The organism is Kutzneria sp. NPDC051319, from assembly GCF_040682195.1.
GTDB lineage: Bacteria > Actinomycetota > Actinomycetes > Mycobacteriales > Pseudonocardiaceae > Kutzneria.
In genome coordinates this window covers 19,388-44,445 of record NZ_JBFBAM010000013.1, presented here as the reverse complement: position 1 = coordinate 44,445, position 25,058 = coordinate 19,388, and the positions used below count along the sequence as shown (strand labels likewise).

Genomic DNA, 25,058 nt, shown 5'->3' with positions numbered 1-25,058 from the left:
ATGGACACGATCGCGGCACAGCAGCTGGCGGCGGGTGTGCGGACGCGGGTGCCGGGGCTGGCCGACGAGCTGGTGCGCATCATCGCCGTGCAGAACCCGGGCTACCGCCGGGTCGGCGTGGTGTCCGACGAGGACCTGCGCAAGTCCTGTCACGACAACATGTCCAGCGTGCTGGCGCTGATCGGCCGTGACGACGCGACCGAGGAGTTCTACGCCGCCGCCCGCTGCACCGGCCGCCGCCGCGCCGAGCAGCGCATGCCCCTGGACGACGTGCTGCGCTCCTTCCGCCTCGGCGGGCGGCTGCTGTGGCAGGCACTGGTCGACCAGGCCCGGTCCGACGGCAGCGTGGACGCCGAAGGCCTGTTGGAGATCGCCAGCTGGCTGTGGGAGGTCGTGGACTCGACGTCCGCGCATGTCGCCGCCGCCTATCACGCCGCCGAGCAGCAGCTGGTGCGCATCGACGAGCAGCGCCGCGCCACCCTGTGGGAGGGCCTGCTTCGCGGCCGGGCCAAGGACCTCGCCTTCGCGCACGAGGCCGCCCGCATCATCGGCGTTCCTGTCGACGGTCCGTACGCGGCGGTCGTGGCCGATGCCGACGCCTCCCCCGCGCTGGGCCGGCTGCTGGCGGAGCACGGCATCCACTCGGCCTGGCAGCTCCGCGCCCACACGCTGGTGGGGCTGCTCTCCTTGGATTCACCCGAACTGGGCATTGTGCTCAAGGTGCTGCGCGACGCGCTGACCGTGCCGGCCGGGGTGTCGCTGGTGGTGCACGGCCTGGCCGACGTGGACGTGGCCTACCGCCAGGCCACGCTGGCCCGGCGCTCCGTGCAGCCGGGCCGGGTCGAGGTGGCGGCGCTGGCCGACCGCCTGCCCGAGGCCATGGTGCTCAGCTCGCCGGAACTGGCCGAGGAGCTGATCCGGCTGCGGCTGGGGCCGCTGCTGAAGATCCCCGCCGGCGAGCGGCGGATCCTGTTGGACACCTTGGAGACCTGGGTCGCCACCGCCGGCTCGGTCAGCCGCACGGCCGAGCTCGTGCACTGCCACCGGAACACGGTGATCAACCGGCTGACCCGGATCGAGGCCGTCACCGGCAACGACCTGTCCGACGTGCCGCATCTGGAGTTGTCCTTGGCGCTCAAGGCTTCCTGGCTGCTGCCGCCGGGCCCGCTGGCCTGATCTCGTCCACCGCGGCGATGTGGGCGGCGATGCGGTGCGGCTCGTCGAAGGAGGCTTGGAAGCTGTTGCGGGCCAATTCGGCCAGCGCCGTCTCGTCCAGCCCGAGATGGGTTCGCACGGCTTCGTAGTTGTCGTTGACGTAGCCGCCGAAGTAGGGCGGGTCGTCGGAGTTGACCGTGACGAGCACGCCGGCCTCGGCCATGGCCCGCAACGGATGCGCGGCCATCGACGGCACCACCCGCAGCGCCACGTTCGACAGTGGACAGACGGTCAGCGGGATCGCCTCGTCCCGCAGCCGGGCCAGCAGGGCCGGGTCGGTGGCCGCGGCGACGCCGTGATCGATGCGTTCGGCCCGGCAGATGTCCAGCGCCTCGCGGATGTAGTCGGCCGGGCCGTCCTCGCCGGCGTGGATCGTGGTGCGATGGCCACGGGCGCGGGCGGTCGCGTAGTAGTCGGCGAACTTGGCCGGCGGGTTGCCCCGCTCGGCCGCGCCGAGCCCGATGCCGAGGATCCGGTCGCCCCACGGCTGGATCAGGTCCAGCACCTCCAGCGCGGCGGCCTGCGGCCGGTGCCGCTGAGATGTGATGAGCAACGCGCCGTCGATGCCGAGATCGGCCCGCGCGTCGGCGATCGCCGCCAGCACGCTGTCGATCTGGTCGGCGATCGGCACGCCCGCGTCCAGAAACGTCTGCACGCCCAGGAACATCTCGGCCCGCCGGACGCCGTCGGCCGCCGCGCGGGTCAGGTAGGCGTGGGCCAGTTCGTAGAAGTCCTGCTTCTTGCGCAGCACCGAAGCCGCGCGGAACAGCAGCGGCAGGAAGTGCTCCAGGCCGGTGAACGTGTAGGCCGCGCGGGCCTGGTCGACGTCGGCCCAGGGCAGGTCCACGCCGTTGCGGGCGGCCAGCGTGAACAGCAGCTCCGGCTCCAGCGTGCCTTCCAGGTGGACGTGCAGCTCGGCCTTGGGCAGTGTCGAGATGAACGCGTCGGTCATGGGCCCGCCTCCCGGCGAAAGTGAACTGATCGATTCACTTTACCGCAGCAGGCCGGCGACCGCTCCGGCGTGGACGGCGTCGATGCGGGCCCTGGGCTCGCCGCAGACCAGCTGCATCTGCAACCCGCGCCACAACGCCACCACCGCTACCGCAGTGCCGCCCGGATCCTCGAGGTCCGGCGCCGCCCGCAGCGCCTCGGCGACCACGGCAATCCATCGATCACGGGTCTGGGCCAGGAACTCGGCGTGCTGGTCGGGCCGGTCGACGGCCGCGCCGAAACGGGAGAAGAACAGCCGCAGATGCGGCAGCCGCGCCGGATCGGCGATGTGCCGCCAGGCCGCGACCAGCCGGTCCGCCGGGCTGCCCGGCGACCGCAGCAGCTCAGCCAGCCGGTCGAGCAGCTCCGTGCCGCCGAGAATGTCGTCGACCGCCGCCGCGAGCAGCTCGTCCAGCGAGCCGAAGTGGTAGAGCAGCATGCGGTTGTTGGAGCCGATGCTCCGGGCCAGCTCGCTCAGGGACAGGCCGTTCACGCCCCGCGCGAGGACCAGCTCGCGCGTCAGGGCCAGCAGGCGAGCCCGCTCGCCAGGACCACTCGCCACCGGCCGATCGTAACCAGCCGCCGAACGGCTGTGCACAATGGCCGGTCTCCGCAGTCACGGGCCTTTCGGACCGTCCACACGGCATCCGCGTCGGTTCCGGCATCCGGCCGCCGGATCCGCGTTTCCCGCGCGCCGCACCGGATCCGCCCGTTGTGCAGCATGCACAATCTGACTGGGCCAGAAGTAGGCACGCCCGTCATGGCGACCCCCTGTGATCGGTGCCACACTCCGCGCCATGGCCGAAGACCTCCGTCGCCGTAGGTTCCTCGCGTATCTCCTCGCCGCACCGACCCTCGCCGTCGCCGTGCAGTGGATCGATCCGCAGCGGGCCGACGCCGCCGTCCCCACCCTGCCGCAGCCCGAGGAGATCTTCGACCTCGGCGACCTGCAGAACCTCGCCGCCGCCCCGACCGCGAACCTGGTGTCCGTGCAGGTGAACCGCGACGGCTCGGTGGCCTTCGCGGTGCCACGGGCCGAGGTCGGCCAGGGCATCACCACCGCCGTCGCGATGATGGTGGCCGAGGAGATGGACCTCCCGCTCGACAAGGTCACCGTCACCCTGGCCGACGCCCGCCCGGAGCTGCTGATGAACCAGCTCACCGGCGGTTCCAACTCGGTGCGCAGCATCTACACCCCGGTCCGCACCGCCGCCGCCGTGGCCCGCCAGCGGCTGGTCGCCACGGCCGCGAAGCAGTGGGGCGTCAAGGATTCCGAGCTCACCACCCGCGACGGCGTGATCAGCCACGCCAGCGGCCGGACCGCCACCTACGCCTCGCTGGCCGTGGCCGCGGCCAGCTCCAAGGTCGAGGCCGCGACCGTGCAGCTCAAGTCCACTTCGGACTTCACGGTGCTGGGCACGCCGCAGAACCGCATCGACGCCCGCGAGGCCGTCATGGGGCGCAAGACCTTCGGCATGGACATGCAGGTGCCCAACGCCAAGCCGACCATGGTCCGCCGGCCGCCGACGATCAACGGCACCGTCCGCTCGCTCAACAACAAGGCCGCCGTGCTGGCCATGCCCGGCGTCACCGACGTCGCCGTCGTCTCCCGCGGCGTCGCCGTGCGGGCCGACACCTTCGGCCAGTGCATCGACGGCCTGCGGGCGCTGGACGTCACCTGGGGACCGGGCACAGTGGACGGTGAGTCCGACGAAACCGTGCTGGCCAAGCTGAAAGCGGCCGAGCTGCCGATGCTGGTGCCGGGCCTGCTGACGGAGGTGCTCGACGCCGAGTTCACCTTCGCCTTCGCCAGCAACAGCCCCCTTGAGCCGGACAACGCCATCGCCGACGTGCGCAAGGACTCCGCCGAGATCTGGTCCAGCCTCAAGGTGCCGATCGTGGCCCAGGAGAACATCGCCGCCCAGCTGGGCCTGCCGATCGGCGCGGTGAAGGTGCACGTGGCCCAGGGCGGCGGCTCGTTCGGCCGGCACCTGTTCCACGACGTCGCCGCCGAGGCGGCCGAGATCTCGCAGAAGATGGGCAAGCCGGTCAAGCTGATGTGGTCGCGCACCGACGACTTCCGTCAGGGCCGCACCCACCCCATGTGCACCTCGCGGATCCGCGTCACCCACGCGCTGGGCAACGTGATCAGCTACGAGCAGCGGCACACCAGCGTGCAGACCGAGTTCAGCCACGGCCTCGGCGAGATGCTCACCTCCTTCGCGGCCAAGCTGCCCATCGCCGGCAACCTCAGCTTCGCCGAGTCGATCTTCCTGCTGACCCAGTCGTCCCCGTACAACTTCGGCGTCACCACCCAGCTGCTCAACGAGATCCCGCTCAAGTTCAACACCGGCTCCATGCGCAACATCTACTCGCCCAACGTGGTCACCGCGCAGGAGCTCGTGGTGGACCGGCTGGCCGTGAAGATGGGCAAGGACCCGGTGTCGATGCGCCGCTCCTTCCTGCGGGACAACCGGTTGAAGGCCGTGTTCGAGAAGGCCGTCACCGAAGGTCAGTGGGGGCGGGCCCTGCCCCAGGGCGTGGCGCAGGGCATCGCCGTGCACGCCGAGTACCAGGCCGCCGTGTGCTGCCTGGTGGAGATCGACTGCCGGCCCGAGACCGTCAACCGCCCCGTCACCGACGGCGTCACCGGGCCTCGGGTGACCAAGGCGCTGATCGTCGTCGACCCGGGCTTCGCCATCAACCCGCGCGGGCTGGAGGCGCAGATGATCGGCGGCATGAACGACGGCATCGCCATGGCGCTGACGTCCAGCCTGCACATGCGCGACGGCATCCCGCTGGAAGGCAGCTGGGACAACTACTTCTACACCCGCCAGTGGAACACGCCGCTGGAGATGCGGGTGGTGATCGCGCCCAGCGGCGGCACTCCCAGCGGCGCCGGCGAGCTCGCGGTCGCGCCGTCCATGGCCGCCGTGGCCTGCGCCTACGCCCGGGCCACCGGCACCGCGCCGACGTACTTCCCGATCAACCACGGCACCCTCGGCTTCGAGCCCTACCCGACCGAGCCGTCCACGCCTGAATCGCCGACCAACGGCCTCGACTCCTGAGGAGACCCGCCGCATGTCCAGTCACACCTTCGTGCTCAACGGCGAGCGGGTCACCGTCGAGGTCGCCGACGACGTCCGGCTGCTGTGGGTGCTGCGCGACCTGCTCGGCGTCACCGGGCCCAAGTACGGCTGCGGGCTCAACGTCTGCAAGTCCTGCACCTCGCACATCAACGGCAAGGCCTTCAACCCCTGCTCCGTGCCCGTGTCGGCGATCAAGGCCGACGACGAGATCACCACCATCGAGGGCCTGCCGGCCACCGTCGGCCAGGAGCTGCACCCCATGCAGGAGGCCTGGCTGGAGCAGGACGTCGCCCAGTGCGGCTACTGCCAGCCCGGGCAGATCATGACCGCCGTCGCCCTCGTGCACCGCGTCCGCGCCGAGGGCCGCGCCATCACCGACGCCGACCTCGACCAGATCCGCAACATCTGCCGCTGCGGCACCTACTCCCGCATCCGCACCGCCATCCGCTCCGGCGCCGCCAAGATGTGAGCCGCTGCTCTGCCACATGCGCTTCCCCTGTGCGTCCAGGTGACACTCAGGAAGCGCATGTGGCGTTCACGTGGGGCGACGGTAGACGCCGTGCCACCAGATGAGGGCCAGTTCGCGGGCGAAGGCCTCGTCCCGGCTCGCGTCCTCATTGGTGATGTGGTCGAAGATGGCCCGCTCGCCGCCCGGCACGATGACCCGGGTGGCGTGGACCAGGTCCACGCCACCCGGCGTGCGTCCGGCCGCCTGCTCAGCCCTCAGCACGTCGATCGTGCGCTCCGTGAACTGGGCGAGCCGCTGCCGCCAGAAGTCCCGCACGATCGCGTCGTAAGTGGCGACCTCCGCGACCGCCAGCAACACGGCGGCGTGCTCCCGGTACACCCCCATCACCGCCACGAACGCGGCCGCCATGCCGTCCGCGTCGGTCGTCGGCTCCCAGGCCGAGGCGATGCCGAAGGACGTGTCCATCAACGTCGTGGCCAGCCGCACGAGCAGCTCGGTCTTGTCCCGGAAGTGGGCGTAGAAGGTCGAGCGGGCGACGCCGGCCTCGGCCGCGATGTGCTGGATGCCGAGCTCGGTGAAGTTCGCGCCGTCGTCCAGCAGCCGCCGGGTGGTGGCCAGGATGTCCGCCTCGGCCGAGGCTCGTCGCGCGGCGTTCGACGCGCGTCGGGTGATCGAGGGCATGGGCAGAACCTAGTGCACGTCCAGCCACTGCGACACTACACAGTGTCCGGACAGTGTGTAGTGTCGAAGCGGATGGACGTCGCACCAGAGGAGTGATCCCGTGAAGTACCGCCTGCTCGGCCGCACCGGAGTGTGGGTGTCCGAACTGTCCCTCGGCACCATGACCTTCGGCGGCGCGGACCACCCCGTGTACAGCATGATCGGCGCGCTCGGCCAGGCCGAGGTGGATCGGGTCGTGGGCACGGCGCTCGACGCCGGGATCAACTTCATCGACACCGCCGACGCCTACGCCGACGGCGAGTCCGAGCAGCTGCTCGGGCAGGCCATCGGCAAGCGCCGCCGGGACGTGGTGCTGGCCACCAAGCTGATGGCCCCGGTCGGGCCGGGCCCCAACGACCAGGGGCTGTCCCGACTGCACGTGGCCCGGGCGCTGGAGGACAGCCTGCGCCGGCTCGGAACCGACTACATCGACCTCTACCAGATCCACAACTACGACCGGGTGACGCCGATCGAGGAGACGCTGGGCGCGCTCGACGACGCGGTGCGCCAGGGCAAGGTCCGCTACATCGGCGCCTCCAACCTCGCCGCGTGGCAGATGAGCAAGGCGCTGGGCATCTCCGCGCGGCACAACCAGGCCGGGTTCGTGGCCAATCAGATCCACTACTCGCTGGTGTCCCGCGACGCCGAGCGCGACCTGGTGCCGATGGCCGAGGACGCGGGCCTGAGCCTGACCGTGTGGAGCCCGCTGGCCAGCGGCTTCCTGTCCGGCAAGTTCACCCGGGACGGCGTGCCCGACCAGGACACCCGCCGGGCCCGGGTCGGCGGCGACTTCGTCCAGTTCGACCTGGACAAGGGCTACCGGATCGTGGACGTGCTGCGGACCGTCGCCGCCCGGCACGAGGTGAGCCCGGCTCGGGTGGCCATCGCCTGGCTGCTGGCCCAGCGCGCCGTCACCAGCGTCATCATCGGCGCCCGCAAACTCGACCAACTGGCCGACAACATCGCCGCCGTCGACGTGGCGCTCACCGAGCAGGACCTGGCCGAGCTCGACGCCGTCAGCGCGCCACCGGTCGCCTACCCGAACTGGATCCAGGACGCCTTCGCCCCGAGCCGCATTCCGGCCGGATCGGTCGTCTGACCCACCTTTTCGGACGTCCACCCTAGGTCACCATGACATAGCCCCTCCCCTATGTCATGGTGACCTACGTGTGGGTGGAGATCGTGATGCTGGCCAGCCTCGCCAACCGGCCGTCGCACGGCTACGAGCTGCGGCAGCGGGTCGAGCAGAGCCTGGGCACGACGCTGTCGAACAACTCGCTGTATCCGACGCTGCGCCGGTTCACCGAGGCCGGCGCGGTCACCAGGACGCCGCAGGCCCAGCAGGGCCGGCCGACCCGGCACGTCTACGAGGTCACGCCGGTCGGCCTGGAGATGCTGCACGACATGCTGGCCGAGCTGCCCGACGAGCTGGCCGCCGACCAGGGCGAGTTCATGGCCCGGCTGGCCAACTTCGACCGGCTCGCCGTCGACGAGCGCCTCGCCGTGCTGGACGCGCGAGCCCGGGCGCTGCTGGCCCGGGTCGCGCGTAACGACGAGCTCGTCGCGGGCATCGAGCCGGACGGCTGGACCCGCGTCGTGCTGGACGAGGTGGTCCGCCGCACCCACACGGAACTGCGTTGGCTCGACACCTTGCGGGTCCGCGCCACGTCACCACTGGGAGGACTGACATGACGACCACCGAGACCCGCCCGCAGCTACCGTTCGACCGGCCCAGCGTGCTGGACATCGCCCCGCTGTACGCCGTGCTGAACAAGGAGGCCGACCCCGTCGAGGTGCTCACCCCGGCCGGCGACCCGGCCTGGATGGTCACGCGCTTCGAGCAGGCCCGCATGGTCCTCGGCGACGCCCGCTTCGGCCGCAGCCACCCGGAACCCGAGCGGGCCTCCAAGGTCTCCGACGCCGCTCTCCAGTCCGGCCCCTCCGTCGACTACGACGAGGAGCAGGCCATCCAGACCCGCATGCGCAAGCTGCTCGTGCCGGCCTTCTCCGCCGGCCGCATGCGCAGGCTGTCCGACCACGTCCAGAAGCTGGTCGACGCCCTGGTCGACGAGGTGATCGCCCAGCACGACGCCGATCCGTCGCAGCCCGTGGACCTGCACGCCCTGCTGTCCCTGCCGCTGCCCGTCCAGGTCATCTGCGAGCTGCTCGGCGTGCCGTACGCCGACCGCGACTACTTCCACGAGATGTCCACCCGCCTCGGCCGCATGGACATCGGCGTCGAGGCCGCCGCCCAGGCCTGGGACGACCTGCGCGCCTACATCCTGAGGCTGACCGAGGCCAAGCGGTCCGACCTGAGGCAGGACGTGATCAGCGACCTGATCAGGGCCCAGGCCGACGACCCCGGATTCACCGACGACCTGCTGGTCGGCTTCAGCACCGGCCTGCTGTTCGCCGGCCACGAGACCACCATGAGCCGCCTCGACCTCGGCGTCGTGTTCCTGCTCGCCGACCTGGCCCGCCGCGACCGCTTCGCCGCCGACCCCGACGGGCAGGCCCAGGCCACCGTCGAGGAGGTGCTGCGGATGAGCGCGCCCAACGGCATCGGGCACCTCCGCTACGCCCACGAGGACGTCGCCGTCGGGGGCATCACCATCAGGCGCGGCGACTGCGTCCTGGTCAACAGCGGCGTCGCCAACCGGGACGCCGACGTCTTCACCGACCCCGACCGGTTCGACCCCGACCGCAGCCCCAACCTCCACCTCGCCTTCGGGCACGGTTGGCACTTCTGCATCGGTGCCAGCCTGGCCCGCACCGAGCTCCGCATCGCCCTGTCGACGTTGTTCCGCCGCATCCCCACCCTGCGGCTGGCCGTCGCCCCCGAGGACCTTCAACTCCGCCCCGGCTCCATGTCCGGCGGCATCCTCGCCCTCCCCGTCACCTGGTGAACCGCGAGTCCCGCTCTCGGGCAACTGAATGTCGAGTTCCGGAACTCGACACATGACTGCCTGAGAGCGGGACTCGCGGTGTCGGGGGGCAGGCGTAGGGCGTCAAGGTCCAAAGGGGACAACGACTCTCCACTTCGGACGCACCGATCCGGATTGCCCCGGGCTGCGGCGGCCCCGCCCTCACGGCGGTAACGTCGACACCATGTCCCCGGTGCAGCGCAGCGTGCGCGAGATCTGCGATCGGTACGTCGACGACTACGCGGCACTGGATCCCGTCGCGGCCACGATGCTGGGCATCGCGGGCCACGACGCCGAGCTCACCGACTACTCCCCCGCCGGTCACGCCGCCCGCGCGGCGCTGGCCAAGCAGGCGCTGGCCGAGATCGCCGGCGTCGAGCCGCTGGACGCCGACGAGCGCGTGGCCAAGGCGGTGTTCACCGAACGGGTCGGGCTCGACGTGGAGATCCACGACGCCGGGCTGCCCCTGGCGGCGCTGAACGTGGCCGTCGGCCCGGTGCAGGACCTGCGCATGGCCTTCGACCTGATGCCGACGGAGACGCCCGAGCACTGGGCCGACATCGACGCTCGCATGCGCCAGGTTCCGGCGGCGCTGGCCGGGATCCGCGCCTCGCTGCTGGCCGCGGCCGACGCCGGCCGCGTGTCGGCGCTACGCCAGGTCAGCAAGGTCGCCGACCAGTGCGAGACGTGGGCCGGACTTGGCTCCACACCGGGGTTCTTCACCGCGCTCGCCGGCTCCACCGCCGCTGCCCGCGCCGCCGAGGAGGCATTCGCCGAGTTCGCGGGCTTCCTGCGGGCCGAACTCGCGCCGCTCGCGCCGACCAAGGACGCCGTCGGCGAGGACGCCTACCGGCTCTGGTCCCGCTACTTCGTCGGCGCGGACGTCGATCTGCGCGAGGCCTACGACTGGGGCTGGCAGGAGTTCGGCCGCATCGAGGCGCAGATGCGCGCCGTGGCCGAGCGGATCAAGCCGGGCGCGACCGTGGCCGAGGCTGCCGACGAGCTCGACACCGATCCCCGCTACCAGGTCAGCGGCCGCGACGAGTTCGCCAAGCGGCTGCAGGCCATCGCCGACAACGCCCTGACCTCGTTGCGTGGCAAGCACTTCGACATCCCCGACCGGCTGATGGCGTTCGAGAGCCGCATCGCCCCCTCCGGCGGCATCGTCGGCGTCTACTACACCGCGCCGAGCGAGGACTTCAGCCGCCCCGGCCGCATGTGGTGGTCGCTGCCGCCGGACAAGCACGAGTTCGTCACGTGGCGCGAGGTGTCCATCGTCTACCACGAGGCCGTGCCCGGGCATCACCTCCAGATCGCCACCGCCATCAACCAGGCCGGCACGCTGACCAAGTACCAGCGGCTGATGACCTTCGTCTCCGGCCACGGCGAGGGCTGGGCCCTCTACGCCGAACGCCTGATGGAGGAGCTCGGCTACCTGTCCGACGACGGCGACCTGCTCGGCATGCTGTCCGGCCAGCTGTTCCGGGCCGCCCGCGTGATCGTGGACATCGGCATGCACCTGGAGCTGGAGATCCCGGCCGGCGTCGGCTTCCACGAGGGCGAGCGCTGGACTCCCGAGCTGGGCCTGGAGTTCCTGCTGACCCGCACCGTCACCGAGGACGCCGTGGCCCGGGCCGAGATCGACCGCTACCTCGGCTGGCCCGGCCAGGCCCCCTCCTACAAGCTCGGCGAACGCCTGTGGCTGGCCGCCCGTGACGACGCCCGCGGCCGCCAGGGCGACGCCTTCGACCTCAAGGCGTTCCACCGGCGGGCGCTGGAGATGGGCGGCATGGGCCTGGACACGTTGCGGGAGCAGCTAGAAAGCGCCGGGTGACGAGCTGACGTGCAGCGCGAGCTGGGTCCGGTCCCGCAGGCCCAGCTTGCGCAGCGTGTTCGAGACGTGGTTCTTCACGGTGCCCTCGGTGATGTACAGCTCGGCGGCGATCTCCCGGTTCGACGCCCCCGCCCCGACCAGCCGGGCGACCTCCGCCTCGCGGCTGGACAACGCCGGCTGGAGCGGTGCCTTCCCGCGCAGCTGGGCCACCACCCGGCCGGCGACCTGGTCGCTGAGCACGGTTCCGCCGCCGGCCGCCCGGTGGATGGCGGCGACCAGGTCCTCCGGCGACGCGTCCTTGAGCAGAAAACCCCTTGCCCCGGCCTTCAAAGCCCCGAACAGGTACTCGTCCTCGTCGAACGTCGTCAGCACGATGCTGGCCACCGACGGGTGCGACCGGGTCAGCTCGGTGATCAGCTCGATGCCGTCCATGCCCGGCATCCGGGCGTCCACCAGGGCCACGTCCGGCCGGCACAGCGGCACGACGGTCAGCGCATCGGGCCCGCTGCCGACGTCGGCGACGATCTCGATGCCGTCCTCGATCTCCAGCAGCTTGCGCAGCCCGCTGCGCATCAGGATCTGGTCGTCGACCAGCAGCACGCGCACGCTCATCGGCGCCGCACCGGCAGGTCGGCCAGCAGCTCGAAACCGCCGGCGGGGGCGTTTCCGGCGACCAGCAGGCCACCGGCCGCCTCGGCCCGCTGCCCCAGCGACGACAGCCCGAAACCCTTGGTCAGATCGCGCGCGCCGTGGCCGTCGTCCCCGATCCGCAGGCGCACCCGCTCGTCGCTGAACGACAGCACCGCCTCGGCGTGACGCGCGCCGGCATGCCGCAGCACGTTGGTCAGCCCCTCCTGAAGCACCCGGTACAGCACCACCTCAGTGTCGCCCAGCAGCGGCTGTTCCGGGCCGCAGACCTGGAACTGGACCTCGATTCCCGTGCCGTCGAAGGTCCGGGCCAGCTCGGCCAGCGCCTGGCTGCCGGTCCGCCCCTCCAACGCCAGCGGCCGCATCGCCCGCACCCAGCGTCGGGTGTCGGCCAGCGCCTCCCTGGTCAGCTCCTTGGCCTGCGCGACCTCGTCCCAGGCCTGCTCGGGCCGCTTGTCACGGAAGCGTTCGGCATTGGTCAGACCGACCTGGATGACCGTCAGGTAGTGCCCGACGGAGTCGTGCATCTCGCGGGCCATCCGCGCCCGCTCCTCGGCCACCGACAGCTCCCGCACCTGGTCGGCGTAGGCACGGAGCTCCTGGTGCGCCTCGGCCAGCTCGCCCAACAGCCGCTGCGTCTCCGTCCGCCGCCGGCGCGCCTCCGTCACCGCCGAAGCCAGGCCGGTGACAAACACCGTCAGCACGACCACGACCAGGCTCTGGATGCAGGCCCCGAGCAGCGTGTAGCCGGGATAGGTCAGGGTGTCGACGAACGTGAACGCGACGAAGCACGCCGCCATCACCACGGTCCACCGCACGCCGAACACGAAGGTGCAGTTGGCCAACGCCAACAGCAGCCAGATGTCGGTCGAGTTGTAGGAGGACAACAGACTCAGCGCCAGCATGCCGCCCAGGAACGGCAGCACCGCCAGCCGACGCGGCAGCGGCGCGGTCGGATCCCACGGCATCGTCAGCCAGGCCAGCGACAACAGGCCCAGGCAGGCCAACGGCCACAGGCCGTACGGCTGCGGCTGCTGCGCGAAATTGGTGATCTCGGCCCCGGAGACGACCACCACCGCGGCCCAGAACATGGCCCCGTACAGGGCCGGACGGCCAGCGGCCCGGTCGGGGGGCCACCCTACCCGACCGGGCCGTCGAGACTCCTGCGCCGGCGATGATGTCGTCTGTTCGGAGCCCACGCGAGTACGGTAGCCAGCCAGGACCCCGGAAAGCATCGCCCCGGCGGCATGCCGTCGTCCCATGACCAAAGTCATGGGCCCCCGGGACCTGCGGCCCTACATGCCGACCGCGTGCACTCCACCGTCGACCCAGACCATGGAACCGGTGGTCGCGGGCAGCCAGTCCGACAGCAGCGCGCACACCGACTTGGCCACCGGCTCCGGGTCGGTCGGGTCCCAGCCCAGCGGCGCCCGCTCCGTCCACGACTTGTCCAGCTCCACGAAGCCCGGGATGGACTTGGCGGCCATCGTGCGGACCGGGCCCGCCGCCACCACGTTCACCCGGATCTTGCGCGGGCCCAGGTCGCGGGCCAGGTAGCGGGTCACCGACTCCAGCGCCGCCTTGGACACGCCCATCCAGTTGTAGGCCGGCCAGGCCACCCGGGCGTCGAAGTCCATGCCGACCACCGAGCTGCCCTCGGTCATCACCGGCAGCAGGGCCTTGACCAGCGACTTCAGCGAGTACGCCGAGACCTGCACCGCGGTGGCGACGTCCTCCCACGGGGCCTCGAGAAAGTCCGAGCCCAGCGTGGACGGCGGGCCGTAGGCGATCGAGTGCAGCACGCCGTCGACGCCGTCCAGGTGCTCGCGCACCCGATCGGGCAGCGCGTCCAGGTGCTCCTGGTTCGTCACGTCGAGCTCGATCACCGGCGCCTCCTGGGGCAGCCGCTTGGCAATCCGCTCCACCAGGCTGAGCCGGCCGAACCCGGTCAGCACCACCTTGGCGCCCTGCTCCTGCGCCACCCGGGCCACGTGGAAGCCGAGTGAGGCGTCGGTGATCACGCCGGTGATCACCAGGCGCTTGCCGTCGAGCAGTCCGCTCACGTGCGTTCCTCTCCTGCGATTCTGAAGGTGATTCAGTGGCCCATGCCGAGGCCGCCGTCGACCGGCAGCACCGCGCCGTTGACGTAGGCGGCCCCGTCGGAGGCCAGGAAGGTGACGGCGGCGGCGACCTCGGCCGCCGCGCCGAAACGACCGTTGGGGATCTGCGCGAGCGCCTTGTCCTTGACGTCCTGCGACAGCACCGCGGTCATGTCCGTCTCGATGAAGCCCGGCGTGATCACGTTGGCCGTGATGTTGCGCGAGCCCAGCTCACGGGCGATCGAGCGGGCCACGCCGATCAGGCCGGCCTTGCTGGCCGCGTAGTTGACCTGGCCGGGGCCGCCGTTGAGGGCGACCACGGACGAGATGTAGATGATCCGGCCGAAACGAGCCCGCAGCATGGCCCGGGTGGCGCGCTTGGTGACCCGGAAGGCGCCGGTCAGGTTGGCGTCCACGACCCGGGTGAACTGCTCCTCGGACATGCGCATCAGCAGCGTGTCGTCGGTGATGCCGGCATTGGAGACCAGCACCTCGACCGGGCCCTGGTGGGCCTCGACCTCGGTGAACGCCTGGTCGACCTGCTCGGCGTCGGTGACGTCGCACTTCACCCCGAACAGGCCTTCCGGCACCGCCGAGCCGCGGTGGGTGATGGCGACCTTGTCGCCCTGCGCGGCGAACGCCTGCGCGATGGCCAGGCCGATGCCGCGGTTGCCGCCGGTGACCAGTACGGACCGTGCCACTGCTGCTCCTCGTCTCGCGGGTGTCGCGCACGAGGCTATCTGTTACCGGCTGGTCGGCCCGCATCGGTGTTAAGTGATGGTCATGACGTCGAGGCTGGTCGAGCGACTGCGGGCCGAGGTGGACGGCGAGGTGCTCGCCGATGCCGGGACACGGGCCATGTACGCGGCGGACGCGTCCAACTACCGGCACGTGCCGATGGTCGTGGCCCGTCCTCGGACCGTGGACGCCGCCGTGGCAGCCGTGGGCGTGGCCGCTGAACTGGGCGTGCCGATCACCAGCCGGGGTGCGGGCACCAGCATCGCCGGCAACGCCTGCGGCGAGGGGCTGGTGCTGGACTTCTCGCGGCACCTGCACCGGGTGATCGACGTGGATCCTTCGGCGCGGACGGCCGTGGTGCAGCCGGGGGTGGTGCCGGATGTGCTGAACGGCATAGCGGGGAAGCACGGCCTGCACTTCGCCCCCGATCCGTCGACGCACAGCCGCTGCACGATCGGCGGGATGATCGGCAACAACGCCTGCGGGGCGCATTCCGTGGCGTGGGGCAAGACCGTGGACAACGTCGAGTCGCTCGATGTGCTGCTGCCGGACGGAACCCGCTTCGACGCCGGGCCGGTGACATCCGATGCGCTGCCCGTGCACGGGCGTTTGCGGGCGCTGCGGGACGACGTCATGGCGGCCGTGCGGACCGGGTTTCCTCAGATTCCGCGGCGGGTGTCGGGTTACAACCTCGATCAGCTGTTGCCGGAGCACGGTTTTCATGTGGGACGGGCGCTTGTCGGGAGCGAGGGCACCCTTGTGACGGTGCTGGGGGCGACCGTTCGGTTGGTCGAGGTTCCTCGGTCGCGGGCGTTGGTGGTGCTGGGATTCGAGGACACCTATGCCGCCGCTGATCAGGTGGTGTCGTTGCTGTCGTTGGATGTGCTGGCGATCGAGGGCGTCAACGAGGCCATCGTGTCCATCCTGCGGCAGCGCAAGCCCGGGACGCCGGGATTGCGAGATCTGCCGGCCGGGCGGAGTTGGCTGTTCGTCGAAACCGTTTCGCCGGACGCGGTCGTCGCGGCCATGCCCGGGGCGACAGGCTCCGTGGTCGTGACGGATCCCTTGCGGATGCGGGAACTCTGGCGGATCCGCGAGGACGGCGCCGGCTTGGCGACCCGGATGCCCGACGGCGCCGAGGCGTGGTCGGGCTGGGAGGACGCCGCCGTGCCGCCCGATCGTCTCGGGGCTTACCTGCGCGACTTCGACCAGTTGTTGGGCCGACATGGGCGTCGCGGGCCGACATATGGGCACTACGGTGATGGTTGTCTGCATGTGCGCATCGACTTCGACCTGCACGGGCCGGGCTATCGGTCGTTCATGGAGGAGGCGGCGGATCTTGTCGTCTCCCACGGCGGTTCTCTGTCCGGCGAGCACGGTGACGGCCAGGCGCGGTCGGAGTTGTTGCCGCGTATGTACTCGCCCGAGATCATGGCCGCCTTCGGTCGGTTCAAGGCCATCTTCGATCCCCGGGGGCTGATGAATCCCGGGCGGATCGTGGACCCTTTGCCGTTGGACGCCGATCTCCGGGTTGTTGTTGCCCCTGCTCGGATTCCTCTGCGGACGTCGTTGGCCTTGCACGCCGACTCCGGCTCCTTGGCCGCCGCTTCGAGGCGTTGCGTCGGCGTCGGCAAGTGCTTGACCACGTCAGGTGGGGTGATGTGCCCCAGCTATCGGGCCACCCGCGAGGAGAAGCACTCCACCCGCGGCCGGGCGCGCCTGTTGTTCGACATGCTCAACGGTTCTGTTGTGCGGGGCGGCTTCCGTTCAGTTGAGGTGCGGGATGCTTTGGACCTGTGCTTGTCCTGCAAGGGATGCAAGCGTGACTGTCCCGTGGATGTGGACATGGCCACCTACAAGGCCGAGTTCTTGCACCAGCACTATCGGGGACGGCTTCGACCCATGTCCCACTACTCCATGGGTTTTCTCCCGTTGTGGCTGGCTGTTTTTCCGGGGTTGGTTCGTGCACTGGGTGATGTCCGGGTGGTGAAGCGCTTGGGGGGTATCGACCCTCGCCGTGCCATGCCGGCTGTCGCCTCTCGGTCTTTTCGGTCACGGTTCCAGAGTTCGACAGCCGGCGATCCCGTGGTGTTGTTCACCGACACCTTCACCGATCACTTCGATCCCCAGGTCGGTGTTGATGCCGTCCGGGTTCTGGAGCATCTGGGCTTTTCGGTTTCGCTGCCCCGCAAGCGAGTCTGTTGTGGACTGACGTGGATGTCCACCGGGCAGCTCGGCGTGGCTCGCCGCGTACTCCGCCGTACCGCTCGGGTCATGGACGGTTCCTCGGCGCCGGTGGTCGGTTTGGAGCCTAGCTGCACCGCCTTTCTTCGTAACGACGCCTTGGAGCTCACCGACGACCCCGCCGTGCAGCGGCTGGCCGGCCGCGTTCGCACCTTCGCCGAGCAGATCGCCCCCGTCATCGGTCCTTTGGGCTCCGCATCTGCCGTCATGCAGCCCCACTGCCACCAGCACGCCGACCTGGGCCTTGACGCCGACCGCCAGGTCCTGACCGCTGTTGGCGTCAAGGCTGACGTCCTCGACGCCGGTTGTTGCGGCCTGGCCGGCAACTTCGGCTTCGAGAAGGGTCACTACGACGTGTCCGTGGCCGTCGCCGAACACGCCCTGCTGCCGGCGATCCGCGCCACCGACGCCACCGTCCTGGCCGACGGCTTCAGCTGCCGCACCCAACTCCGCCAGCTCACCGACCGGAAACCCGTGCACCTGGCGACATTGTTGGCGGGGATGATCGGTTCTTAGGGTGTGGGGCGTGGTTCTGGGGGGCGGTGGGCTCTGGGCGTTGGGGTGCGTTGGGTGCGTTGGGTGTCCGCACCGCGCAGTTGCCTGTCGGTTGGTTACCAGGTCCGCGCCACCAGACAGGTTCGGTGGCCTGCTCCGGCGTCTGCACTCCCTGAGGGCCTCGACCGGTGCCGGCCCACGAACCCCGGTCGTGGTTCGGGTGTCCGCACCGCGCAGTTGCCGGCCTCTACGCACAAAGCACAATCACTCTGTTCGGCATGCGGTTCCGGAGTGAGGGGACGCGAGGCAGGTGGGTGGGCTGGTTGCGTTGCGCGACAAGGGTTGAGCGGGTGCGCGTGTTTACAGAAGGCTTGGGACGGGTCGAAGGGTGGGGGTTCGATCATGGTGAGGGAAGTGTTGCAAGAGAGGCTGGAAAGCGCTTTCCAGCGAAGGGACTGGAGGTCGCCACGATCGTGTATAGGTTGGCATGTAACGGAAGTCGATCACATAAGGGTAGTAGAATGGGGGTATGTCAGCAAATCCTGAATTCCCTGCCGACACCGAAGGGTGGCAGCACGGCGAACTGGAGCTGTGGCAAGCCGGCGAAGAAGCCGAGAGGCGGTGTCGGACGCTCTATATCCAGCAGCTGGAGCGGGTGTGGGAGGTGTGGGACCGGTCGTGCCGGTCGAAAGAGGACCGGACCTCGATCGTGTCGACAATGGTGATCCGCTGGCGGCTCACGGTCAGGGAAGCCCGTGAGCGGCTTCGGTACGCGGAGTTGTTCCACAGCGGGGCGATCCGTGAGGCGGGCCGCGGCGGGGTGTTGGATCGGCAGCATCTGAAGGTCATCCACGAGACGTTGCGGATAGCGCCGGCGGTCGAGCGGGACCGGGTTGAGGCATCGCTGCTGGAGAACGTCCAGTTCGACGAGGGCGAGTTCAAGAACATCGCCCAGCGGATCCTGTTCCACCTCGACCAGGACGGCAAAGCCCCGGACGACCGGGAGTTGCGGGCGCCGAAGCGGGAGTTCCGCTTCGAACGCAAGCTGGACGGCAGCATGGTGTTCTGGGGAAAGCTTGACCAGGAGTACGGGGCGAAGATCGCGGCCATGCTCAGCGCGCTGGCCAAGCCCACCTCCGGCACAGACCCCCGCACCACCGCCGAGCGGCAAGGCGACGCGTTCGCGGAGATCATCGAACTGGCCTCCCGCAGCGAAGGCCTGCCCGAACAGGGCGGGGAACGGCCACATCTGACGTTGTCGATGTCGTTCCAGGACTTCGTGGACAACACGGGTGTGGCGAAGGTCGAAGGCGGCGGCGTGATGAGCGCAGCCGAGGCACGGCGGATCGCGTGTGACAGCACGGTGATGCGCCTGGTGCTGGGAGCCAACGAAGAGATCCTGAATGTGGGGCGGCAGCAGCGCACGGCCCCGAAGGCGATCCGCAAGGCGCTGATCGAGCGGGACGGCACCTGCGCGTTCCCCGGCTGCCAGACCGAACCTGCGCGATGCCACGCCCACCACGTGGTCGAATGGGCCAATGGAGGACCCACCAGCCTCGACAACATGGTCCTGCTCTGCGGAGCCCACCACCGATTGATCCACCACAGCCGGTGGACGGTGAAGATGGTGGACCAGCGGCCGGTGTTCTCCGACGGGCTGGAAAATGCGGGCTAAGGTCGACGACGCCTGCAAAGCCGCGAAGACAAGGCCCGGCGCGGAAGGACCACGCCCGCTACCGAACCCCCAGCTCCGGATCCCACCACCAAGCGATGGAGGGGATCGCCGGCGGAACATCGGCCTCAAAGGGAGCGACGTCCGTCCACGAGCCGACGGTGTGCACGGCGTCGGGCGAGCGGCCGTCGGGGTTGCGGTAGCGCTGGGCCTGGAGGCCCCACTCCATGTTGCCGCGAAGCAGGCGGGAGAGGCAGTCCAGGTAGTTGCGAAGCTCCTCGCTGGCGGTGGGCAGCACGGCGTCGCGGAGCTGGACGAAGCGGTGGGTGAGGCGGTTGTTCAAAGCCACGGACTCGGCGAGGGCGTCGGAAACGGAACAACGGCGCTCAAGGGCGATGATGTCGACCAGGTTCAGGTGGCAGTTGGAGGGAGCCTCCCGCTGCGCGAACCAGGTCTCCTTGCCGTACGAAAAGAGGTCGTCGTCCCAGGCGGCGATGGTGAACGACAGCTCGGACAAGGCGCGCACGGCCGGGGAGTCGAGCTCGGAGGAGGGGATCTCGGCGCCGTCGACGATCTCGATCCAGCTGGTGGTGGCCAAGCCGCCGGCGGTGTGCTGGCGCATGTGGGCGTAGTCGTTGAGGCTGGGGGTGACGTCGGCGAGGCGGCAGCGGAGCTCCCACAGGACACCGAGGTACCAAGCGCGGTGCCCGTCGACCAGGCGCCGGATCTGGGTGGGGGTGCCGAACTTGTGGGCCCGCATGGCCAGGTCGCGAACGGGGGCCAAGAACAGGTCGGCGGTGGCCCCCAGATTGACGTCGGGCACCTCCAGCACCCGGACGACGCGGGTGGCGATGTCGACGAACTGCTTGCCGGCGGCGTCGGGCACCACCTCGTCGCAGTTGATGTCGTCGAAGGCGAACATCAAGAAGCACCAGTCGACGGCCATCTGCAGCCGCTCGGTCACCCCCTTGGGCATGATCCGGCCGTAGAACCCGGCGCAGTCGTTGGCCCGCAGCCGAGGCCCGGCCAAGCCGAACCGGGTCAGCCAGTCCGCGCCCTGGCCCTCCAGCAGCTCGGCGTCCGGATGGGTGTCCACCTGCACCGGGCAGTACCGCGGTGGCAGCTCCACGAGCAGCTGGTCGTCCGTCATGGCGGCCAGGGTGGCCTCCCGAACGAGCCCCCACATCACGCGATCGCGTAGGTAGCCACCCTAAGCGGATGTAAAGCGTTGACCGTTCGCCTTGTCGCCGTCGGGAATCAACCCGACATTGAGCCCATGACTGTGAACGTCAACGAGGACGTGCGGCCCAGGCGTGGCGTGATCGGCAACGTGCTGCGCGGATCCATCGGCAACCTGATCGAATGGTACGACTGGTACGCCTACACGGCGTTCAGCCTGTACTTCGCCAAGGTGTTCTTCCCGGCGGGAGACGCCACGGCCCAACTGCTGAACACGGCGGGCGTGTTCGCGGTGGGCTTCCTGATGCGGCCCATCGGCGGCTGGATCATGGGCCGCTACGCCGACCGCTACGGGCGACGGGCGGCGCTGACGTTATCCGTGGCGATGATGGCGCTGGGCTCGCTGGTCATCGCGCTGACCCCCGGGTATGCCTCCATCGGGGTGGCGGCGCCCCTGCTGCTGGTGGTGGCCCGGCTGACCCAGGGCATCTCGGTCGGCGGCGAGTACGCCACCTCGGCGACGTACCTGTCCGAAGTGGCCACGCCCGGCAAGCGAGGCTTCTACTCCAGCTTCCAGTACGTCACGCTGACGGCCGGCCAGCTGGTGGCGCTGGGCGTGCAGATCATCCTCCAGAACACGCTGTCCACGGCCGAGATGGCGTCCTGGGGCTGGCGCATCGCCTTCGTCGTCGGGGCGTTCGGCGCGGTGGCCGTGATGTGGCTGCGACGCACCATGGACGAGTCGCAGGCCTACCTCAGTCAGGCCTCGGGCGAGCGGGGCAGCCTGCGGGTGCTGCTGCGGTACCCGAAGGAATGCCTGCTGGTGTGCGGCCTGACGCTGGGCGGCACGGTCGCCTTCTACACGTACACGACCTACCTGCAGAAGTTCATGGTCAACACGAGCAAGATCGACATCAACGCGGTGACCTGGGTGAACTTCCTGGCGCTGCTGGCCTTCGTGGTGATCCAGCCGCTGGCCGGGGCGCTGTCGGACCGGATCGGCCGGCGGCCGCTGCTGCTGTTCTTCGGCATCGCCGGCACGCTGCTGACGGTCCCGCTGCTGACGCTACTGGCCGGCACCCGCACGCCGGCGCTGGCGTTCCTGATCATGCTGGGCTCGCTGGTGATCGTCACGGGGTACACCTCGATCAACGCGATCGTGAAGGCCGAGCTGTTCCCGACCAACGTGCGGGCCATGGGCGTCGGCCTGCCGTACGCGCTGACGGTGGCGATCTTCGGCGGCACGGCCGAGTACATCGCGCTGTGGCTCAAGCAGGCCGGGCACGAGTCGGTGTTCTTCTGGTACGTGGCGGGCTGCGTGCTCGTGTCCCTGATCGTGTACGCGACCATGCGGGAAACCACCAAGGAATCCGCCCTGGATGGTTAGGTGGGGACCGTGCGTGTGCTACTGGTCGAGGACGACGACGGGGTCGGCGACGCCCTGGTCGAGGCGCTCGGGGCGGCCGGCCACCGGCCGACCCGGGCCAAGCGGGGCGCGGACGCGCTGACCGGGCACCACCACGCCGACCTGGTGCTGCTCGACCTCGGCCTGCCCGATCTGCACGGCCTGGACGTGCTGCGCAAGCTCCGGAAGATCACCGACATGCCGGTGCTGGTGCTGACCGCGCACGGCGACGAGCGGTCCGTCGTGCGCGGCCTGCGCCTCGGCGCGGACGACTACCTGGTCAAACCGGTCCGGCTGGCCGAGCTGCTGGCCCGGATGGAGGCGGTGTCGCGGCGGGCGGCGGCGCGGGCGACCCCGCCGCCGACGGTGGTCGAGATCGGTGACGTGCGGATCGACATCCAGGCCCGGCAGGTGCATGCCGGCGATGAGCTGATTCCGTTGACGTCCAAGGAGTTCGACGTGCTGGCGGTGCTGGCCGTCCGGCACGGGGCGGCGGTCAGCCGGCAGCAGCTGATGGACGAGGTGTGGGGCGACGCGTACCTGGCGATCTCGCGGTCGCTGGACGTGCACGTGGCCCAGCTGCGGGCCAAGCTGCGACGGCCGGGGCTGCTGACCACGATCCGCAACTTCGGCTACCGGCTCGGCGGCTGACCGTGCGGGCCCGGCTGCTGGTAGTGCTCCTGGTCTTCTCGGTCACGGCGGTGGCGGCGTTCGCCTGGCCGCTGCTGGCCGTGACCGCCCGCGAGCGCACCCAGCAGCTGTCCATCGGGCGGACGGCCGACCTGGCCCGGTTCGCCGGCCTGGCCCAGCAGGACGACACCGAGCAGCTGGTCAGCGAGGTCACCCGGTACACCGCCCTGTACGGGGAGCCGGTGATCGTGGTCGACGCCCAGCGGCAGCCCATCGTGGCCGCCGGGCTGAACGTCGACGACCGCGAGGTGGCGCCCATGATCGACGCTGCCCTGCGCAACCAGCCCGCGCCGCCGATCGACACCGTGATGCCCTGGTCCACTTCGGACGTTCTGTTGGCCACGCCCATCGGCACCGGCTCGCGCGTGATCGGCGCGGTGGTGATGCGGGCCTCGGTGCGGGCCGCCGCTGCCGACGTTTTTCGGGGCTGGGCGGTGATTCTCGCCGGGGCGTTCGCCGCCCTGGTCGGGTGCGTGCTGCTGACTCTCGTTGTGGCGCGGTGGGTTCTGCGGCCCCTGGCCGAGCTCTCCCGCGGTCTCGGCGCCGTCGCCGCCGGCCAGCCCCACGCTCACGTTCGTGGCCGCGACGGACCCCGCGAGCTCCGGGAACTCGCTTCGTCCTTCAACCGCATGTCCGACGCCGTCAGCGAGGCCGCCGAGCAGCAGCGCCGATTGATCAGCGACGCCTCGCACCAGCTCCGCAACCCGTTGGCCGCCTTGCGTCTTCGCGTCGACTCGCTCGCTCCTCGGGTCGTCGTCGAAGGCAGGCCTTCGTACGAGTCGGCCGTGCGGGAGGTCGAGCGGCTGGAGTCCTTGTTGGACAGTCTGCTGGCCATGGCCCACGCCGAGCACACCGCCACCCGTCTCACCGTGTCGGCCGACACCGAGGTCTGCGTCGCCGCCGTGGTGGTGCTGGAGCGCATCGACGCCTGGTCCGTCGCCGCCTCCGAGGCCGGCGTTTCCTTGGTGCAGGGCGATGTCGACACCTCGTTCGAGGTCCGCTGCCCCGAGCACGACCTCAGCCAGATCCTCGACGTCGTGTTGGACAACGCCATCAAGTACGGCGGTACTCGCGTGATCGTCTCCTGTGTTGCCAAGGCGATCACCGTGGTGGACAACGGGCCCGGTCTCACCGCCGAGGAGCTTCCCTTGGCCACCACCCGTTTCTGGCGCTCTCGCGACAACGGCCATGCGCGGGGCAGTGGCCTGGGGCTGCCCATCGCCGACCGGCTGATCACCGCCCGCGGCGGGCAATTGTTGTTGCAGGCCGGTGAAACCGGGGGTTTGGTTGTGACGATAGAGCTGCCGTCGTGAAGCGCCGCGCTCTGCTCACGGACGCCGCCGGAGCGCCGCGGCGGGCCAGCATGCCGGTCGCCGTCGTGAAGCGCCGCACCTTTCTCACCGCCGCCCTGGCCGGAGCCCTCGCAACGGCATGCACCGGTCCCGGACCAACTCGCTCCCTCACCATCGCCGCCGGCGAGTCCGGCGGCTTCTATCTCGCCTTCGGCCGCCTGCTGGCCGCCGAGATCAACGCCCAGCAGCCCTGGCTGCACTGCATCGCCGTCGAAACCACCGCGAGCCTCGCCAACATCGACCTGCTCCGCACGGGCAAGGCCGATCTGGCCCTGGTCCTGGCCGACACCGCCCGAGCCGCCAGCTCCGCCCAAGCTCCCTTCACCACGGCCGTCGGCCTCAACGCCCTCGGCCGCGTGTACGAGAACTACCTGCAACTGGTCGTCCGCAACGACTCCCCCCTGACCACAGTGTCCGATTTGGACGGGAGAACGGTGTCCCTCGGCGCGGCCGGCTCCGGAGCCTCGCTCACCGGCGACCGCATCATCGCCGCCGCCGGCATCACCCCACGCGTGCAGCATCTTCCGTTAGCTGACGCCGTTTCCGCCCTCTCCGCCGGCACGATCGACGCCCTGCTGTGGTCCGGCGGCGTGCCCACGCCCGCGCTGGCCGAGCTCGACGCCGCCGTCGGCATCCGCCTGCTGTCCCTCGACCGCGTCCTGCCGGCCCTGCGATCCCGCCACGGCGTGCTGTACGAGCAGCTGCCCGTTCCGTCCGGCGCCTACCGCTTCGTGCACCAGGTCCCCACCATCGGCGTCGCCAACCTGCTGGTCAGCCTGCCCACGCTGCCGGACGACGTCGCCGCCGCCGTGGTCGACGTCCTCATCGACCGCGCCGACCAGCTCATCCCCCAGAAGGCGCTGGGCACCCAGTTCCTGGACATCCAGACCCTCATCGGCACCGCCGACCTCCCCCTCCACCCGGGCGCCGCCGCGGCCTACCGCCGGCACCACGGCTAGCGTGGCGCCGGCGGCATCGGCCTCAGCTTCCCGCTAGAAAGCCGTACTCACCCACCAGGGTGACATCGGAGAACTCGGGCCCCTCGGCCGAGCGGGCCCCGAAGTCCTGCTGGAACTCCTTGAACGCCGCCGACCGCTGCAACGGGTTGTCCTCGCCCTCGTACGCCGCGACGTGCACGAACGTGACGCCGTCGGCCAGCCGGAACGTGGCGTAGCGCAGACCGCCCGGGTCGTCGGCGTTGAGCTCGCGGTAGACGGCCTCGACCAGCCGCTGGTTCTCCTGCGCCGCCTCCGGCTTGGTGCGGTAGCGGACCATCACTGCCTTGTGCACTGGTT

At 70.2% G+C, this 25,058-nt stretch carries 22 protein-coding genes; 13 read left to right on the top strand and 9 right to left on the bottom strand.

The window, feature by feature from the left end; translation table 11 throughout:
- A complete protein-coding gene (locus AB0M73_RS15785; protein WP_363891321.1) occupies positions 1 to 1,176 on the top strand; it encodes a helix-turn-helix domain-containing protein in 1,176 nt (391 codons plus the stop codon).
- On the opposite strand, the gene AB0M73_RS15780 is transcribed toward AB0M73_RS15785, so the two are convergent.
- Positions 1,136 to 2,167, bottom strand: coding sequence for an adenosine deaminase (locus AB0M73_RS15780; protein ID WP_363891320.1), 1,032 nt, complete (start codon positions 2,165 to 2,167; stop codon positions 1,136 to 1,138). The genes AB0M73_RS15785 and AB0M73_RS15780 overlap by 41 nt on opposite strands.
- Before the next feature lie 39 nt (positions 2,168 to 2,206).
- Positions 2,207 to 2,767, bottom strand: a complete 561-nt coding sequence (locus AB0M73_RS15775) for a TetR family transcriptional regulator (RefSeq protein ID WP_363891319.1) — start codon at positions 2,765 to 2,767, stop codon at positions 2,207 to 2,209.
- A 235-nt stretch (positions 2,768 to 3,002) separates the two neighbouring features.
- Between AB0M73_RS15775 and AB0M73_RS15770 the strand changes: the two genes are divergently transcribed.
- Complete coding sequence (locus AB0M73_RS15770; protein ID WP_363891318.1) at positions 3,003 to 5,273, top strand: molybdopterin cofactor-binding domain-containing protein; 2,271 nt, start codon at positions 3,003 to 3,005, stop codon at positions 5,271 to 5,273.
- A 13-nt stretch (positions 5,274 to 5,286) separates the two neighbouring features.
- A complete protein-coding gene (locus AB0M73_RS15765; RefSeq protein ID WP_043724913.1) occupies positions 5,287 to 5,763 on the top strand; it encodes a (2Fe-2S)-binding protein in 477 nt (158 codons plus the stop codon).
- 66 nt (positions 5,764 to 5,829) lie between these two features.
- Here the strand turns inward: AB0M73_RS15765 and AB0M73_RS15760 are convergent, their stop codons facing one another.
- Positions 5,830 to 6,444, bottom strand: coding sequence for a helix-turn-helix domain-containing protein (locus tag AB0M73_RS15760; RefSeq protein WP_363891317.1), 615 nt, complete (start codon positions 6,442 to 6,444; stop codon positions 5,830 to 5,832).
- 100 nt (positions 6,445 to 6,544) lie between these two features.
- Here AB0M73_RS15760 and AB0M73_RS15755 point away from each other — a divergent pair, with 100 nt between their 5' ends.
- From AB0M73_RS15755 to AB0M73_RS15740, 4 genes are all read left to right on the top strand, one after another.
- On the top strand, positions 6,545 to 7,582 hold the full coding sequence (locus tag AB0M73_RS15755; protein ID WP_363891316.1) for an aldo/keto reductase: 1,038 nt from the start codon (positions 6,545 to 6,547) through the stop codon (positions 7,580 to 7,582).
- Positions 7,583 to 7,638: 56 nt separating this feature from the next.
- Positions 7,639 to 8,175 carry a PadR family transcriptional regulator gene (locus AB0M73_RS15750; protein WP_363891315.1) on the top strand — a complete coding sequence of 179 codons (537 nt, stop codon included), beginning with the start codon at positions 7,639 to 7,641 and terminating at the stop codon, positions 8,173 to 8,175.
- Positions 8,172 to 9,389, top strand: a complete 1,218-nt coding sequence (locus AB0M73_RS15745; protein ID WP_363891314.1) for a cytochrome P450 — start codon at positions 8,172 to 8,174, stop codon at positions 9,387 to 9,389. The genes AB0M73_RS15750 and AB0M73_RS15745 overlap by 4 nt, the downstream gene beginning before the upstream one ends.
- Before the next feature lie 202 nt (positions 9,390 to 9,591).
- Positions 9,592 to 11,241 carry a DUF885 domain-containing protein gene (locus AB0M73_RS15740; RefSeq protein ID WP_363891313.1) on the top strand — a complete coding sequence of 550 codons (1,650 nt, stop codon included), beginning with the start codon at positions 9,592 to 9,594 and terminating at the stop codon, positions 11,239 to 11,241.
- On the opposite strand, the gene AB0M73_RS15735 is transcribed toward AB0M73_RS15740, so the two are convergent.
- From AB0M73_RS15735 to fabG, 4 genes are all read right to left on the bottom strand, one after another.
- Positions 11,224 to 11,853 (bottom strand): response regulator transcription factor, encoded by a 630-nt coding sequence (locus tag AB0M73_RS15735; RefSeq protein ID WP_363891312.1) that lies wholly within the window; start codon positions 11,851 to 11,853, stop codon positions 11,224 to 11,226. The genes AB0M73_RS15740 and AB0M73_RS15735 overlap by 18 nt on opposite strands.
- On the bottom strand, positions 11,850 to 12,980 hold the full coding sequence (locus tag AB0M73_RS15730) for a sensor histidine kinase (protein ID WP_363891311.1): 1,131 nt from the start codon (positions 12,978 to 12,980) through the stop codon (positions 11,850 to 11,852). Before AB0M73_RS15730 ends, AB0M73_RS15735 begins: the two co-directional genes overlap by 4 nt.
- Positions 12,981 to 13,184: 204 nt before the next feature.
- Positions 13,185 to 13,952 (bottom strand): enoyl-ACP reductase FabI, encoded by a 768-nt coding sequence (gene fabI / locus AB0M73_RS15725; RefSeq protein WP_043724907.1) that lies wholly within the window; start codon positions 13,950 to 13,952, stop codon positions 13,185 to 13,187.
- A 32-nt stretch (positions 13,953 to 13,984) separates the two neighbouring features.
- The gene (gene fabG, locus AB0M73_RS15720) at positions 13,985 to 14,689 is read right to left on the bottom strand and encodes a 3-oxoacyl-[acyl-carrier-protein] reductase (RefSeq protein ID WP_363891310.1); all 705 of its coding nucleotides are present in this window, start codon (positions 14,687 to 14,689) and stop codon (positions 13,985 to 13,987) included.
- An 82-nt stretch (positions 14,690 to 14,771) separates the two neighbouring features.
- Between fabG and AB0M73_RS15715 the strand changes: the two genes are divergently transcribed.
- Positions 14,772 to 17,486: an FAD-binding and (Fe-S)-binding domain-containing protein gene (locus tag AB0M73_RS15715; protein ID WP_363891309.1), complete on the top strand. Its 2,715-nt coding sequence runs from the start codon at positions 14,772 to 14,774 to the stop codon at positions 17,484 to 17,486.
- Between the two features lie 508 nt (positions 17,487 to 17,994).
- Positions 17,995 to 19,140, top strand: a complete 1,146-nt coding sequence (locus tag AB0M73_RS15710; RefSeq protein ID WP_363891308.1) for a DUF222 domain-containing protein — start codon at positions 17,995 to 17,997, stop codon at positions 19,138 to 19,140.
- Positions 19,141 to 19,198: 58 nt separating this feature from the next.
- Here AB0M73_RS15710 and AB0M73_RS15705 read toward each other — a convergent pair whose 3' ends face one another.
- Entirely contained in the window at positions 19,199 to 20,287 is a 1,089-nt protein-coding gene (locus AB0M73_RS15705) for a terpene synthase family protein (RefSeq protein ID WP_043732437.1), read from the bottom strand.
- Positions 20,288 to 20,413: 126 nt separating this feature from the next.
- On the opposite strand from AB0M73_RS15705, the gene AB0M73_RS15700 reads away from it, so the two are divergent.
- Genes AB0M73_RS15700 through AB0M73_RS15685 form a run of 4 tightly spaced genes read left to right on the top strand, consistent with a single transcriptional unit; the run spans position 20,414 to position 24,722 of the window.
- Entirely contained in the window at positions 20,414 to 21,703 is a 1,290-nt protein-coding gene (locus AB0M73_RS15700) for an MFS transporter (protein WP_363891307.1), read from the top strand.
- A gap of 9 nt (positions 21,704 to 21,712) precedes the next feature.
- A complete protein-coding gene (locus AB0M73_RS15695) occupies positions 21,713 to 22,372 on the top strand; it encodes a response regulator transcription factor (RefSeq protein ID WP_363891306.1) in 660 nt (219 codons plus the stop codon).
- A gap of 2 nt (positions 22,373 to 22,374) precedes the next feature.
- Positions 22,375 to 23,724, top strand: a complete 1,350-nt coding sequence (locus AB0M73_RS15690; RefSeq protein WP_363891305.1) for a HAMP domain-containing sensor histidine kinase — start codon at positions 22,375 to 22,377, stop codon at positions 23,722 to 23,724.
- Positions 23,721 to 24,722 carry a TAXI family TRAP transporter solute-binding subunit gene (locus AB0M73_RS15685; protein WP_363891304.1) on the top strand — a complete coding sequence of 334 codons (1,002 nt, stop codon included), beginning with the start codon at positions 23,721 to 23,723 and terminating at the stop codon, positions 24,720 to 24,722. The genes AB0M73_RS15690 and AB0M73_RS15685 overlap by 4 nt, the downstream gene beginning before the upstream one ends.
- A 22-nt stretch (positions 24,723 to 24,744) precedes the next feature.
- Here AB0M73_RS15685 and AB0M73_RS15680 read toward each other — a convergent pair whose 3' ends face one another.
- Entirely contained in the window at positions 24,745 to 25,053 is a 309-nt protein-coding gene (locus AB0M73_RS15680; RefSeq protein WP_363891303.1) for an antibiotic biosynthesis monooxygenase, read from the bottom strand.
- Positions 25,054 to 25,058: the final 5 nt, after the last annotated feature.

Excerpts from the sequence above, each read along its gene's own strand:
- AB0M73_RS15785 (WP_363891321.1), top strand. The coding sequence starts at position 1 with ATGGACACGATCGCGGCACAGCAGCTGGCGGCGGGTGTGCGGACGCGG.
- AB0M73_RS15780 (WP_363891320.1), bottom strand. The coding sequence starts at position 2,167 with ATGACCGACGCGTTCATCTCGACACTGCCCAAGGCCGAGCTGCACGTC.
- AB0M73_RS15770 (WP_363891318.1), top strand. The coding sequence starts at position 3,003 with ATGGCCGAAGACCTCCGTCGCCGTAGGTTCCTCGCGTATCTCCTCGCC.
- AB0M73_RS15765 (WP_043724913.1), top strand. The coding sequence starts at position 5,287 with ATGTCCAGTCACACCTTCGTGCTCAACGGCGAGCGGGTCACCGTCGAG.
- AB0M73_RS15760 (WP_363891317.1), bottom strand. The coding sequence starts at position 6,444 with ATGCCCTCGATCACCCGACGCGCGTCGAACGCCGCGCGACGAGCCTCG.
- AB0M73_RS15750 (WP_363891315.1), top strand. The coding sequence starts at position 7,639 with ATGGTGACCTACGTGTGGGTGGAGATCGTGATGCTGGCCAGCCTCGCC.
- AB0M73_RS15745 (WP_363891314.1), top strand. The coding sequence starts at position 8,172 with ATGACGACCACCGAGACCCGCCCGCAGCTACCGTTCGACCGGCCCAGC.
- AB0M73_RS15740 (WP_363891313.1), top strand. The coding sequence starts at position 9,592 with ATGTCCCCGGTGCAGCGCAGCGTGCGCGAGATCTGCGATCGGTACGTC.
- AB0M73_RS15735 (WP_363891312.1), bottom strand. The coding sequence starts at position 11,853 with ATGAGCGTGCGCGTGCTGCTGGTCGACGACCAGATCCTGATGCGCAGC.
- AB0M73_RS15730 (WP_363891311.1), bottom strand. The coding sequence starts at position 12,980 with ATGTTCTGGGCCGCGGTGGTGGTCGTCTCCGGGGCCGAGATCACCAAT.
- AB0M73_RS15715 (WP_363891309.1), top strand. The coding sequence starts at position 14,772 with ATGACGTCGAGGCTGGTCGAGCGACTGCGGGCCGAGGTGGACGGCGAG.
- AB0M73_RS15710 (WP_363891308.1), top strand. The coding sequence starts at position 17,995 with ATGTCAGCAAATCCTGAATTCCCTGCCGACACCGAAGGGTGGCAGCAC.
- AB0M73_RS15705 (WP_043732437.1), bottom strand. The coding sequence starts at position 20,287 with ATGACGGACGACCAGCTGCTCGTGGAGCTGCCACCGCGGTACTGCCCG.
- AB0M73_RS15700 (WP_363891307.1), top strand. The coding sequence starts at position 20,414 with ATGACTGTGAACGTCAACGAGGACGTGCGGCCCAGGCGTGGCGTGATC.